Source organism: Paenibacillus sp. J22R56, assembly GCF_056269375.1.
The window spans coordinates 159,851-172,450 of the sequence record NZ_JBWDNV010000010.1 but is presented as its reverse complement, the minus strand read 5'-3'; the positions used below and the strand labels follow the sequence as shown (position 1 = coordinate 172,450).

Here is a 12,600-nt window from a genome sequence, read left to right as displayed (position 1 = left end):
GTTACCCATATGATAAAATAAGAAGCTGTGTGGAATGTTTTTTTGTGCTGCCCTCCTAAGGACGGCGCAGCCTTTTATGCATGTACAAAGGAGCTATTTATATGAATCATTTTATTCCTTCTGACTCGCTGATCACTATTGCTGGTACGGTTGGTGTCGGTAAATCGACTCTAACTTCAGCTCTGGCTGAGCGCCTGGGCTTTAACACTTCGCTGGAGCAAGTCGATCATAATCCGTATCTGGAGAAGTTTTATAATGATTTTGAAAGATGGAGCTTTCATCTGCAAATTTATTTTTTGGCCGAGCGTTTTAAGGAGCAGAAGGCGATCTTTGAGGCAGGCGGAGGCTTTATACAGGACCGTTCCATTTATGAGGATACTGGTATCTTCGCGAAAATGCATGCGGATCAGGGGACAATGAGTGCTACTGATTATGAGACATACACCAGCTTGTTCGAAGCGATGGTGATGACACCGTATTTTCCACATCCGGACGTGCTGATCTATTTGGAAGGCAGCCTGCCATCTATTCTGAATCGGATCGAAGCGCGTGGGCGGGAAATGGAAATTCAGACGGAACGTACCTATTGGGAGCGTATGCATGAACGTTATGCGGCTTGGATCGGTGAATTTAATGCTTGTCCGGTGATCCGGCTAAATATTGACGAATACGACGTAAATGACCCAGCATCGATGGACGGTATTATCGCTCAAATCACGGAAGCGATTGGTGCATCGCGGCTTGCGAAAGAGGAAGCGGCTGCAGTAAACAAATAAATGATGTAATAAAACACAAAAAATACTGCCGGGATTCTCGGCAGTATTTTTTGTGTTTAGGATGAGATCGATTCGTTTACAACTTGACCGCTTTTAACCTTTTTCTTCAGGAATGCATTTAATCGCTCGGAGAACAAGAGCAACGCTGCTGCACAGATGACGAGATACATCGGGAGAATCCCGATTGTGATCGAGGAAGCAAGAAGGCCTAATAACGGTGGCATCAGCGTGCTGCCTGTGTAAGCAACAGCCATTTGATAGCCCATAATGGTCTGCGAATGTTTTTTCCCAAACCGTACGGGTGTTTCATGAAGCATACAAGGATAGATTGGTGCGAGACCAAACCCTACAATCATGAAGCCTGCTAACGTAAAGCCGTCGGGCAGCGGAAGGAAAAGCAGCAAAGCACCAATTAAGGCAATCAGCTGACCGCTGCGGATCAGATTGCGGTTGCTTACTTTAAAGGTGACGAAGCCTGTAATAAACCGGCCGGCAGTGATTCCTGCATAGTAGAGCGACACCCATTGGGCTGCTGTTGATGCGGACACATCCTTCATGTTTACGAGGAAGCTTGCGCCCCAAAGACCAATGGTTGCTTCGATGCCACAGTACAATAAGAAAGAGACAAGTGCGAGTTTGACACCTTTGATCTTCAGCGGAGGCGTTGAGGAGTCCTCCTCCGGGAGTAGATCTATTATCTCTATATGATCTGAGTTTGCGTTGGCTTTATGAATCTTAGCCACCCTATCCCATAAAGGCAAGGTGAAGAACAAGATGATAACAAGCGCGCACTGGATTGCAGCAACAGTCAAATAGCCGTATCTCCAGGCGTTATTCGAAATGAACTGAGCCATGATGACTGGTCCAAGTGTTGCCCCGACACCCCAGAAGCAGTGCAGCCAGCTCATATGATGAGCTTTATAATGAGCGGCTACATAATTATTTAGGCCGGCATCAACTGCTCCTGCACCTAACCCAAGCGGAATAGCACATGCAAGCAGCCATGCCAGGGAAGGGGAGGTGGAATATCCGAGTAATGCGCCGGCGGTCATGATGCAGCTGACGAGCGTCACTCTTCCCGTACCAAAGCGTCTTAAGATAGTTCCGCTCGCAAGACTGGATACAATGGTACCTGCAGCGATTGTCATATAAAGCACACCTGCTGCCCCAAGCGGGGCGTCAAGTTCCGGCCTCATAACCGGCCATGCGGATCCAAGCAAGGAATCCGGCAGACCTAAACTGATGAAAGCTAAATAAATAATAATCAAAAAGAAAGTAGCCATACGGTCTCACCTGTTTCTTTATTCATTTTTTCCTGTACTGCTGCTAGTTTCGGTAATCATAAGATCCAGCCCAAGGCTCAACAGGCCGTTCATATAATCCTGTTTCAGATCACTAGTTGTCAGCAACGGGAGATGCTCTTGCGGGATATACACAGCGCTTTGCCTTGCAATCTGCTCAAGAATAGAGCTGTTAACCTCGGCATTGTAAAAAATAATGGCATGCGGATTAATAATCGCTGTAAAGGAAGCAATCAGTCTGCTGATGGCATCAAGCCTATGATTATTGGCCTTATTTTGCATTGCTTGCTGAAAATTGCGGTCATCGTATTGAGGTACATAAGATACCTCGCCAGAGAAAAACGTACTTCCTCTGACCACATCTCCATTTATCATGATGCCGGCACCTGGACCAAATTGTCCGAAGTATAGATAGACCAGAGATGAATGAGCCTGTTGTCCGACGGTCTTGTAGTACCCTAGGACAGCGGCATTCATATCATTTTCAACGACGACGGGCAGCACCAATTGCTCTTCTAGATGACGCTTCAAATCGAAATTCTGAAAGTGGATGTAATCGGGCATATGAATAATTCGTCCGTTGTTGACCGCGCCTGGTAAGCCGATGGCAATGGATTTGATCTTTGGATGGGTCTTGATGAGTTGTTTGATGTGCTTCGTTAAGCTGGGGACGTCATTGATGAAAGCGCTGGAGGTGGTGCGATGCTCCTTCACTTCACCCGCACAGTTGAATATCGTATAACTCAAATCAGACTTCTCGAAAACAATCGCAAGTCCAAGCATGAACTCCGGATTATAGGAATAGCGCTGCGCTCTTCTTCCACCACTTGAATCGTCGAGCCCAACAAGAAGAAGCTCACCGCTTGCTTCCATTTGCGTTAGAAACTTGCTGATGGTCGGAAAGCTGATTCCCAGCTTTTGGCTAAGCTCCGCTTTCGTAGCACTTCCAAGCGTAAGCAGAGTGGAACGCAGGCCATGGAGAATGATGTTTTTCATATCTTTTGGCGTTGTTTGCAAGTTGAACAGCTCCTTTATAGAAACTTATTAAACATCTTTAATAAGTTGATATGAGCGTATCAGAAAATAATTCGAAGAGCAAGATGTAGAGCGGGAGTAATTTATTTACGTAAGAACAGTTCTAATTGAAATCAGATCAGACTTGCTGCTAAAAGTGAGAGGCCATATTCATATTCATTTTCATAAGGTCCTTTAAGGACCTTAAAGCTGCACAGACTGATCAACTTGAGGAAGTTAAGATCCCCAAAGGACCTTATCGATGAGTGGTCAGTAGGATATCAGTATCGATGGGAGGGGATAAAGACTTTAAGGCCCTATTAGGACCTTAAAGTTGATAAAACTGAAATATTCTTGGAAGATAAGGTCTTTGGGGACCTTACCGAAATAGTTGTTAACCGGTGTCTTGTGATATACCTATCTTTTCTCCACCGCGATCAAATAAGGTGCAGTATCCCTTTGCGGCTGCCGGTAAAGGATAGCTGCATATAAGGCACCTGGCAGCTTAGCTGCCCAGTCGGTGACGACCGCTGCCTCATCCGCACCACCGGGATGTCCTGGATACAATGCGACGGTTACAATACCGCCGCGGCGCAGCATAGACAGCGCTGCATTGAGAGCGGTAATTGTTGTTTCCGGGACGGTAATAACTGTCTCATCGCCGCCAGGCAAATAGCCGAGATTGAACATTACAGCTGCAACCGTACCTGCTGCGGAAGGATCAACAGCCTCTGCCATAAGGGCATGGCTTGCCAGATGCAGCTCGACTTGAGCAAGCTTGTCCTGATGAGTATAGGAGTTAAGCCGCTCCCGTGTCCGGTCAAGCGCATCCTGCTGGATGTCAAAGGCATGTACGCTGCCGCGTGGCCCTACAAGCTCGGCAAGCGCCAGTGTATCAACTCCGCCGCCAGCCGTTGCATCAATAACGGTATCGGCAGGCTGAACGCGCTCGGCAATCCATTTATGCGCCATGCTGAGAATCGATAAAAAACCCATATTAATTCGCCCCCCATAGCTTGCCTTGCCAAGTATTGCGGCGCTTCAGCTCCGCATCAATGGCGTTTAGCACAACCCATTTCTGCATGCTCCACATCGGCCCAATGAGAAGATCTTTGGGAGCATCGCCGGTAAGCCGTTGGATAATCATCTCAGGAGGCAGGAATTCCAGGGTGTCAACGATCAGCTTCACGTACTCTTCCAGCTCCAGGAACCGGAGAAGACCAGATTCATATTGCTTCACCATTGGCGTTTTGCGCATGAGATGGAGCAGGTGAATCTTAATGCCCTGCACATCCATCTGAGCGACTGCACGCCCCGTATCGAGCATCATCTCATGCGTCTCCTGCGGCAGGCCATAAATAATATGTGCACATACCCTTATACCGCGCTCGCGCAGGCGGCGTACGGCATCCAAATAACAAGCCGTATCATGGGCACGGTTAATCAGCTGAGAAGTTGACTCATGTACCGTCTGAAGGCCCATCTCGATCCAGAGGTAAGTTCGCTCATTAAGTTCAGCTAAGTAATCAACGACATCATCCGGCAGGCAATCCGGCCGTGTTGCGATGGACAGGCCAACAACGCCTGGCTGCTGCAGGATTACTTCGTAATATTCCCGCAGCTCTTCAACGGGGGCATACGTATTCGTATAGGCCTGGAAGTAACCGATGTAGCTGGCTTCCGGCCATTTCTGATGCTGACGCTCTTTAATGGTATGGAATTGGGTCACAAGATCATCACGCCGTCTCCCGGCGAAATCACCTGAGCCGCGGGCGCTGCAGAATGTACAGCCGCCTGTTGCGATCGAGCCGTCGCGGTTCGGACAAGTGAAGCCGGCATCCAGCATGACTTTGAATACTTTGCCGCCGAACTGCTCGCGCATCTCGTAATTCCATGTATGAAATCGTTTATCGCCCCAAAGCTGTGGCTGATCAGGCGTTAATTGCAATAAATTAGTGTTCATGCCGTTCTCCTTTTTCACGATAAGAATTGCAACCTCAATTTTATCGGAAACAAGGGGGAAATACCACGCCGGATTATAGGACCGTAATAGGACATATTAGGAACGAAGACGATCTGGAAATTATTTTTCAAAAAGTCAGATTTGGGCTTGAAAAACCTTACATGAACTGTTATATTAAAAGTGCGACATATCAATAAAAAAACCTTACATGCTTTATTCGTAGCCATCGTCATAAAACGTCGATAAACTGGAAATAATGTAAAATAAATCGATGAGGTGATCTTAATGAGCCAACAAACAAGAATTCCGCATGGTGATGAGAAGGTAACGGTTGAATTAACAGTAAAAGAATTGATGGCGCTTTCAGGAATTCGATTCCATAATAATCACAATATTGAAATATCGGCACGCAAGAAATTGAACGAAGTAATTGAGAATACTTGCCGAGATGTTCAATCTGAGGGACCAATTGATTATCAACTGCTTGTTTAAACTTACAGCGATGACAATATCCATACAAACGTAAAGCCTTAACGATTCTTACACATCGTGAAGGCTTTTTCTTTTGCCTTCCTGCACCTTGCATCTTTACAAGGCGGTGTATCTTGGGCACAATAAGGACTAGCTTAATTAGTAGGAGGATCAATACAAGATGCGTTTAAGAGGTAGAAAAGGTATTCGCGAGTCGATCGAGGCCCAGCCGGAGCTGGTCGTACTTGACGCAAAGCCGCTCAAAGGCAAGTGGCGCGAATTTTTTGGCAATGATAAGCCAATCCATGTGGAGCTTGGCATGGGGAAGGGCCGTTTTATTAGCAATATGAGCTTCCGCAACCCGGATAATAACTACATTGGTGTTGATATGTATGATGAGCTTATTCGTCGTGCAAGTGAAAAGGCCCGTGATATTTGGGAAGAGGGCGGGGTAGAGGATCCGCCGAATCTGGCGCTGCTTCGTGCGAATATTGAGCATATCGAAGAGATGTTTGAGCCGGGTGAGATCGAACGGATTTATCTTAATTTCAGTGATCCATGGCCAAAAAGCAAGCATGCACGCCGCAGGCTGACACATCCGCGCTTCCTGATGAAGTATGCGCAGCTGCTGAGCGAGCGTGGGGAAATCCATTTCAAGACGGATTCGGAATCGCTCTTTGAGTTTTCCTTGAACAGCTTTGCAGAAGTGGAGATGCAGCTTCGTAATATCTCGCTTAATCTTCATAAAAACGGACCGCGTGAGGATCTTGTCTTTACTGAATATGAGATGAAGTTTATGGAGAAAGGCCAGCCGATCTTCCGCCTCGAAGCGGTTATTGGTGAAGCCGTTCTGCAAGAATACCGTGCCGGTAAAAAAGAAAAGTCGCTCCGCGAGGAAGCCGAAGCTGCCGAGCAAAGCGACCAATCCGAAGATTAAATTTTTCTAAAATAACGTAAGAGTCCAGCCATATTCAACTGTCAATGCCGTCAGCGTGCCGACAAGCGCGCCGGCGGCGACATCAGATGGATAATGCAGGCCAAGATACATACGGGACCATGCGACCGACAGGGCTAATAATGCCGCGATTGGCATGACAACCGGGAACCAAACACCGCTTGCCGAAATAATGGGAATAATATATGCAAATATGGCTGTTGTATGCCCGGAAGGGAAAGAAGAATCAACAAGCGGCTTTTTCCCCGTATTTACCCCGTTTAATGCCTGATAAGGACGCAGCCTCTTCATTTTTCGTTTGACGACATAGACAGGAAGATGACTTAAGAATACAGCCGTAAAGCATTGCCAGCCAGTTAAGCTCCAAGGGTTTGGGGCAAACATGGCAACGAGGAATGAGCTGGTAAGTGTAAATGACGCTCCCCCAACATGCGTCACCGTGCTCAGCCATAGCCCAAGACATCGATGAAGCCTGCTTTGTGAACGACGTTGATTCGCCCACAGGATCATTTGCATTTCTCTTGATCTTAACCACCCAATCATTCTTCTCATCCGGTTCCTCCTAAAAGAATTGCGTAGCAATTCTACTTCGTAAGCATTAACTAAGAATTGCGTAGCAATTCTACTTCGTAAGCATTAACTTAAGAATTGCGTAGCAATTCTACTTCGTAAGCATTTGCTTAGATTGCTTAATTCCCACACATTATAATCGATATCTGCCTATTATTGTTCAATAATGAAGCTTGTGCAAGTTTTAAGTTTATACGAAGGCCTATATTTTCAAAGCTTCACGAACTTTTAAAATCAGGTTGATCATCGCCTAACAGTCCTCCTGTAGACTGGAACCGATCAAGGTTCATTATAAGGAGGCGTCCTGTATGAGAGTTGCGCTTTTTACCGACACCTTTGAGCCCGATGTGAACGGTGTGGCACGCACGCTTGGCCGCTGGACGGACTATTTGAAGCGGCAAGGTGCCGAAGTGCTTGTCCTGGCGCCGGATCCGGCTTCCGGCAAGTTAAGCGGCAAAACGTCAAGCTCAGTGGAACGCTTCGCTAGTCTGCCATTCTTCTTATACCCCGAGTGCCGTCTGGCACTGCCTAATCCCATTCATATCCGCAGAGCGTTAAAAGAGTTTTCTCCGACTATTATCCATGTCGCTACCCCATTTAACCTCGGTCTTTGCGGCATTCATTATGCCCGCAAGCTTCACATTCCGCTTGTTGCGTCCTATCATACCCATTTTGATCAATATTTGCCGTTTTACAATTTGCAATGGATGGCAAAGCTGTTATGGAGATATATGGAATGGTTTCATCAAGATTGCCGGTCCATTTATGTACCTTCTCATTCGACTCATCAGGATTTATTGGATAAAGGCTGGGATGCCAGCCGGCTTGAAATATGGAGCCGAGGCATGGATACGGAAGTCTTCCATCCGAATGTTGACCGGGAGGAGTGGCTGTGTCAGCAAGGAATCGACAGCAGTCGATTTGTTGTGCTTTATGTTGGAAGACTAGCTCCTGAGAAAAATGTCGATATCGCGCTTGATGCTTTTGCGGAGTTTCGGCGCAATACATGCCCGGAAGCAGTCTTTGTTATCGCTGGCGACGGACCTTCGGCAGATGTACTTAAGGAACGGTGCCGCCGTGAAGGAATCGATGCTCGTTTTATTGGTTTTACGGCGCTGCCTGATTTGCAAAAGTGGTATGCTTCGGCGGATTTGTTCTTGTTTCCGTCGGCGACAGAAACATTTGGCAATGTTGTGCTGGAGGCGATGGCCTGCGGAACACCAGTTATCTGTGCGGACAAAGGCGGCGTAACCGATTCCGTCTCGCACGGTGTAACAGGAATGTTATGCAATTCGACCGATGCACATTCATTTGCGGAAGCCATGGAGCTGCTCTATAACAATGACGAACGGCGTGCAACAATGGCTGAGCAAGGCCGAATATACGGCCTCAAACAATCGTGGGAGGCTATTTTCGACAAGCTGGCTTCAAGCTTTGAGCGGCATTCGACACCTATTCAGCCACAGATTCGTCACAAAGCAAAGTGATGAACTGGGAACATTGTCTCAAGCTTACACGTATGTATTGGACGTAAGGGCTAAAAAATTAGGAAATGGATGAAAATAAGGGCGATAGGGCGGAATAGGAGGTAATATAACCATCTGAATGGCATGCAAGCGTTTTAATGGCTGGATAATCGGTAATGGCGGGATATAGCGGTTTTGACAAAGATAAGCATTGTGTGGAAAATCAAAAAGGTCTCACGAATCGCTGATACAAATAAAAAAGCGGCGTAAGGACACATGAGAGAAATGATAGTAAAGAGCCTGTCGGCGTCCGAATGAGGATGATTAGAACGGGCAATTAAAAAGGGGTCTCAAGGGGGCAGTACCGAAAAATGTTCAACACGATTATGCTAGTGTTCCAAATTGTCTTTGCATTGCTGGGCTTGTACCAACTGTTTTTGACATGTTTTGGCTGGCACCGAAAAAAAGAAGATGTATCCCATCCTCCGCAAAAGACATTCGCTTTGCTTATCGCGGCGCACAATGAAGAACAGGTTGTCGGGGCGCTTATTGAAAACTTGATGAAAATGAAATATCCTCGCGAGTTTTTCGATATTTTCGTGATCTGCGACAATTGTACCGACCGCACCGTCGATATTGTGAACAGCTATGAAGGCGTTTATGCCTGCGTTCGTAATAACAAAAGCCAGCGCGGTAAAGGCTATGCAGTAGAATGGATGCTGAAGGAACTGTGGAAAATGCCTAAAAGCTATGACGGCGTCGCTATTTTTGATGCCGACAATTTGGTGGCAACAGACTTCCTGCAGTACATGAACAATGACTTGATTAATGGACACCGGGTTATTCAAGGCTACCTGGATACAAAAAATCCGAACGACTCGTGGATCAGCTCGGCTAATGCGATCAACTACTGGTTCTGTAACCGACTTTGGCAACTGCCACGCACGAATCTTGGTCTAGCTAACTTCCTCGGAGGCACGGGCATGTGCTTTGATGCCAAGCTGCTGCAGGAAATGGGCTGGGGCGCAACAAGTCTCGTAGAAGACCTTGAGTTTACAGTCCGCTGTATTCAGCGGGGAATTTATCCGAAGTTTAATTTCGAAGCGAAAGTGTTCGACGAGAAGCCGATTACGTTCCAGGCATCGGCACGTCAGCGGCTGCGCTGGATGCAAGGGCATTTCGATGTTACACGCAAATACATGCTGCCGCTATTGTGGCAGGGGATTAAAGACCGCAGCATGACAAAGATTGACGCTGCGCTCTACGTTTTTAACGCATATAACTATTTGGCCGGCTTCTTCATCGCTGCGATCATCTGGGGCGATATCGTCCTGTTTGGCGGCAACGACGTGGAATCGGTGTACAACCTGCTTCCGATTTGGCTGAGTGTGCCTTACATGGCGTACGTATTTATTCAGATTCCGCTCTCGATGTATATGGCGAAGGTGCCATGGAAGCTGTATCTGCGGATTCCAACGTTCTTGCTTTTCACTTTGTCGTGGTGGCCGATTACAGTTCACGCGTTCTTCACGCAAAACAACAAGAAGTGGAGCCACACACAGCACACACGTGTTATTCGTCTCGAAGACGTACAAAGCAAACAGCTATAATTACACGTGATATAATGGGTTGACACATATAAATCCATTATGTTATAGTATGTCGGTAACGTTTTTGACAAACATATTTGCACAAGCAGAAGCACCCGCTTCTCACCTTTCGGTACAGCCGACTGGTTCGCGATAATCGACTAAGGTTAACGAGTTGCTTCCCTTGAGAAGTAACAAGGGCAGCCATAATGAACGGTTATACAATGCGGGTTCGTGCGAACCCGCATTTTTTATTTTGTAAACAAACATAAACATCCTATCTTGGAGGTGGCACGTTATTAGCAGAGAACATCAAATCAACGATGAGATCCGGGCCAGAGAAGTACGACTTGTTGGCGCGGAAGGTGAGCAGATCGGCATCAAATCGATCCGTGAAGCTATGCAAATGGCAATTGATCTTAGTCTGGACCTGGTGAATGTAGCACCAACGGCTAAACCACCGGTATGCCGGATTATGGACTACGGTAAATTCCGTTACGAGCAACAGAAGAAAGAAAAAGAAGCACGCAAGAATCAAAAGATCGTCGACCTTAAAGAAGTTTGGTTCCGTGCCAACATCGACGAGCATGACTACCAAACGAAATTCCGTAATGTCGTTAAGTTTTTGGGTGAAGGCGACAAAGTTAAAGCTTCCGTACGTTTCCGCGGACGGGAAATCGCCCATGCGTCGATCGGCCAGAAAATTCTGGATCGTCTGGCGCAAGAGGTTGCCGAAATATGCAGCGTAGAACGTGCACCGAAGCTGGAAGGCCGGAGCATGATTATGATTTTGGCACCAAAAAGCAACACTTAAATAAAGGGAGGATAATCGACATGCCTAAAATGAAAACACACAGCAGTCTGAAAGACCGCTTCAAAATTACTGGTACTGGTAAAGTAAAACGCTATAAAGCGTTCAGAAATCACTTGCTTTCCCACAAATCCGGTCGTCAAAAACGTGTACTTGCTGGCCAACCACTGATGGCAGCTGGCGACGTTCGTCGTATTCAACAAGGTCTCGCTAACCTTAAATAGTAGCAATTGTTCAGATAAGATAATCCAATTCAACCTACGGGAGGTTTCCACTCATGGCAAGAGTTAAAGGCGGTTTTGTCCGCGCTCGTCGTCGTAAAAGAATTCTTAAACTAGCAAAAGGTTATTTCGGTTCGAAACACCGTCTGTTTAAAACAGCAAAGGAGCAAGTTGGTAAATCGCTTCTTTACGCATACCGTGACCGTCGTCAAAACAAACGTCAATTCCGCAGACTGTGGATCGTTCGTATTAACGCGGCTGCTCGTCTGAACGGTCTTTCCTACAACAAATTCATGCACGGCCTGAAACTGGCTGGCATCGAAGTAAACCGCAAAATGCTTGCTGATCTGGCTGTTAACGACATCAACTCGTTCAACTCCCTTGCTGGCGTTGCAAAAGAGAAAATCAACGCTTAGTTTCTAAGCGTGATATAAAAGAGGTTGTTCCCTTAATGGGGACAACCTCTTTTTGTATATTAAGACGATTGGACATATATTCGAAAAGTGACAGCAGGTTAGATGAGGACTGGAGATGGCTGCAGCCGGTAGGCACGTGGGCTGACACCGTGGAATGCGCTGAAATGGCGAGTAAACGGGTGTATGGATAGATAGCCAAGCCGTTCGGCAATAGCGGTCACCGAATAATTCGTTTCTACGAGCAGTTGAGCAGCTTGTTTCATCAGCAGTCTGTGGCGGTACACGCTTGGCGTATATCCGGTTTCGCGCAGAAAGAGGGAATGGAAGTAGGATCGTCTCAGGCCACACATCGCCGACCATTCCTCTACGGACGAGCGCATCTCTGGGTGCTCGTTCAAGTGCGCGAGCAGCTTAACGATCCGGAAGTCACTTGGCTGGCTGGTGTGAATAACGTTGTGCCAGCTAAGCATCCAGGCGTACAGCAAGCTATTTACCAGTTCGGCACGGTAGTGCTTAGCTTCTTCGAATTGCTTGGCTAACGTTACGAAGGAATCGTAAAGCCACGGATAGGGCTGGAGTGAGAAACAGCTTGGCAGCGAGTCCAACTCTGGGCATACCTCCATCACCGAGCTGGACTCTAGTGAGAATGGCTCCGGCGCGTGAATGAAGACCCGGTTAAGAGATACGGGATTAGATGCACCTGCCCACATGTCGCAATAGAGGTTGAAGGAAGAGAGTGGTTGTTCTTTTGTAATATGGAAGGCATGGGGCTCACCCGGGCGCAGGAAAATTAAGGTGTGGCGGTCGATCGGGTACAGCTTCCCGTTCACTTCCATTTCGCCAGGCCCGTCTAGAAACAGATGGAATGCATACACATTGCAGACACGCAGCTTCTCGTTCCAGCCGCCAACATATAGATAACGCATGGAATCACCGACATAAGGCTTTAATTCATTCAAGTTTTTCATCGCTTTCCCCCTGCTTTGGCAATCGTCCCACCCTCTCGAGTACAATCATCCATAAAATTACCGGATTAATCGTCAACTA

14 protein-coding genes and 1 other annotated feature are annotated in these 12,600 nt (G+C 47.1%); of the genes, 8 read left to right on the top strand and 6 right to left on the bottom strand.

All coding sequences use genetic code 11. The annotated features are described in order from the left end of the window. Positions 1–101 precede the first annotated feature (101 nt). Positions 102–776 (top strand): deoxynucleoside kinase, encoded by a 675-nt coding sequence (locus AC0YNT_RS23615; protein WP_475806805.1) that lies wholly within the window; start codon positions 102–104, stop codon positions 774–776. Positions 777–832: 56 nt separating this feature from the next. Here the strand turns inward: AC0YNT_RS23615 and AC0YNT_RS23610 are convergent, their stop codons facing one another. The 4 genes from AC0YNT_RS23610 to mnmL form a co-directional block, all read right to left on the bottom strand. Beyond that, the gene (locus tag AC0YNT_RS23610; RefSeq protein WP_475806804.1) at positions 833–2,059 is read right to left on the bottom strand and encodes an MFS transporter; all 1,227 of its coding nucleotides are present in this window, start codon (positions 2,057–2,059) and stop codon (positions 833–835) included. Between the two features lie 18 nt (positions 2,060–2,077). Further along, entirely contained in the window at positions 2,078–3,073 is a 996-nt protein-coding gene (locus AC0YNT_RS23605; RefSeq protein ID WP_475806970.1) for an ROK family transcriptional regulator, read from the bottom strand. A gap of 435 nt (positions 3,074–3,508) precedes the next feature. Continuing rightward, positions 3,509–4,087 carry a tRNA 5-(aminomethyl)-2-thiouridylate-methyltransferase MnmM gene (mnmM, locus tag AC0YNT_RS23600; protein ID WP_475806803.1) on the bottom strand — a complete coding sequence of 193 codons (579 nt, stop codon included), beginning with the start codon at positions 4,085–4,087 and terminating at the stop codon, positions 3,509–3,511. Position 4,088: 1 nt separating this feature from the next. Then, positions 4,089–5,054, bottom strand: coding sequence for a tRNA modification radical SAM protein MnmL/YtqA (mnmL, locus tag AC0YNT_RS23595; protein ID WP_475806802.1), 966 nt, complete (start codon positions 5,052–5,054; stop codon positions 4,089–4,091). Positions 5,055–5,339: 285 nt separating this feature from the next. Between mnmL and AC0YNT_RS23590 the strand changes: the two genes are divergently transcribed. Both AC0YNT_RS23590 and trmB read left to right on the top strand, forming a co-directional pair. Next, the gene (locus AC0YNT_RS23590; RefSeq protein ID WP_475806801.1) at positions 5,340–5,546 is read left to right on the top strand and encodes a hypothetical protein; all 207 of its coding nucleotides are present in this window, start codon (positions 5,340–5,342) and stop codon (positions 5,544–5,546) included. 160 nt (positions 5,547–5,706) lie between these two features. Continuing rightward, on the top strand, positions 5,707–6,462 hold the full coding sequence (trmB, locus tag AC0YNT_RS23585) for a tRNA (guanosine(46)-N7)-methyltransferase TrmB (protein ID WP_167282130.1): 756 nt from the start codon (positions 5,707–5,709) through the stop codon (positions 6,460–6,462). Positions 6,463–6,468: 6 nt separating this feature from the next. Here trmB and AC0YNT_RS23580 read toward each other — a convergent pair whose 3' ends face one another. Beyond that, positions 6,469–7,032 (bottom strand): phosphatase PAP2 family protein, encoded by a 564-nt coding sequence (locus tag AC0YNT_RS23580; RefSeq protein ID WP_475806800.1) that lies wholly within the window; start codon positions 7,030–7,032, stop codon positions 6,469–6,471. Between the two features lie 326 nt (positions 7,033–7,358). On the opposite strand from AC0YNT_RS23580, the gene AC0YNT_RS23575 reads away from it, so the two are divergent. The 5 genes from AC0YNT_RS23575 to rplT all read left to right on the top strand — a co-directional run bounded on the left by AC0YNT_RS23575 (position 7,359) and on the right by rplT (position 11,553). Continuing rightward, the gene (locus AC0YNT_RS23575; protein WP_475806799.1) at positions 7,359–8,537 is read left to right on the top strand and encodes a glycosyltransferase family 4 protein; all 1,179 of its coding nucleotides are present in this window, start codon (positions 7,359–7,361) and stop codon (positions 8,535–8,537) included. A 350-nt stretch (positions 8,538–8,887) separates the two neighbouring features. Further along, complete coding sequence (locus AC0YNT_RS23570; RefSeq protein WP_475806798.1) at positions 8,888–10,126, top strand: glycosyltransferase family 2 protein; 1,239 nt, start codon at positions 8,888–8,890, stop codon at positions 10,124–10,126. Positions 10,127–10,203: 77 nt separating this feature from the next. After that, positions 10,204–10,365, top strand: a sequence feature (ribosomal protein L20 leader region). A 56-nt stretch (positions 10,366–10,421) separates the two neighbouring features. Next, the gene (gene infC, locus AC0YNT_RS23565; protein WP_167282366.1) at positions 10,422–10,919 is read left to right on the top strand and encodes a translation initiation factor IF-3; all 498 of its coding nucleotides are present in this window, start codon (positions 10,422–10,424) and stop codon (positions 10,917–10,919) included. Positions 10,920–10,939: 20 nt separating this feature from the next. Continuing rightward, entirely contained in the window at positions 10,940–11,140 is a 201-nt protein-coding gene (gene rpmI, locus AC0YNT_RS23560) for a 50S ribosomal protein L35 (protein ID WP_091186665.1), read from the top strand. 53 nt (positions 11,141–11,193) lie between these two features. Further along, positions 11,194–11,553 (top strand): 50S ribosomal protein L20, encoded by a 360-nt coding sequence (rplT, locus tag AC0YNT_RS23555; RefSeq protein ID WP_167282138.1) that lies wholly within the window; start codon positions 11,194–11,196, stop codon positions 11,551–11,553. A gap of 98 nt (positions 11,554–11,651) precedes the next feature. On the opposite strand, the gene AC0YNT_RS23550 is transcribed toward rplT, so the two are convergent. Continuing rightward, the gene (locus AC0YNT_RS23550; RefSeq protein WP_475806797.1) at positions 11,652–12,521 is read right to left on the bottom strand and encodes a helix-turn-helix transcriptional regulator; all 870 of its coding nucleotides are present in this window, start codon (positions 12,519–12,521) and stop codon (positions 11,652–11,654) included. Positions 12,522–12,600: the final 79 nt, after the last annotated feature.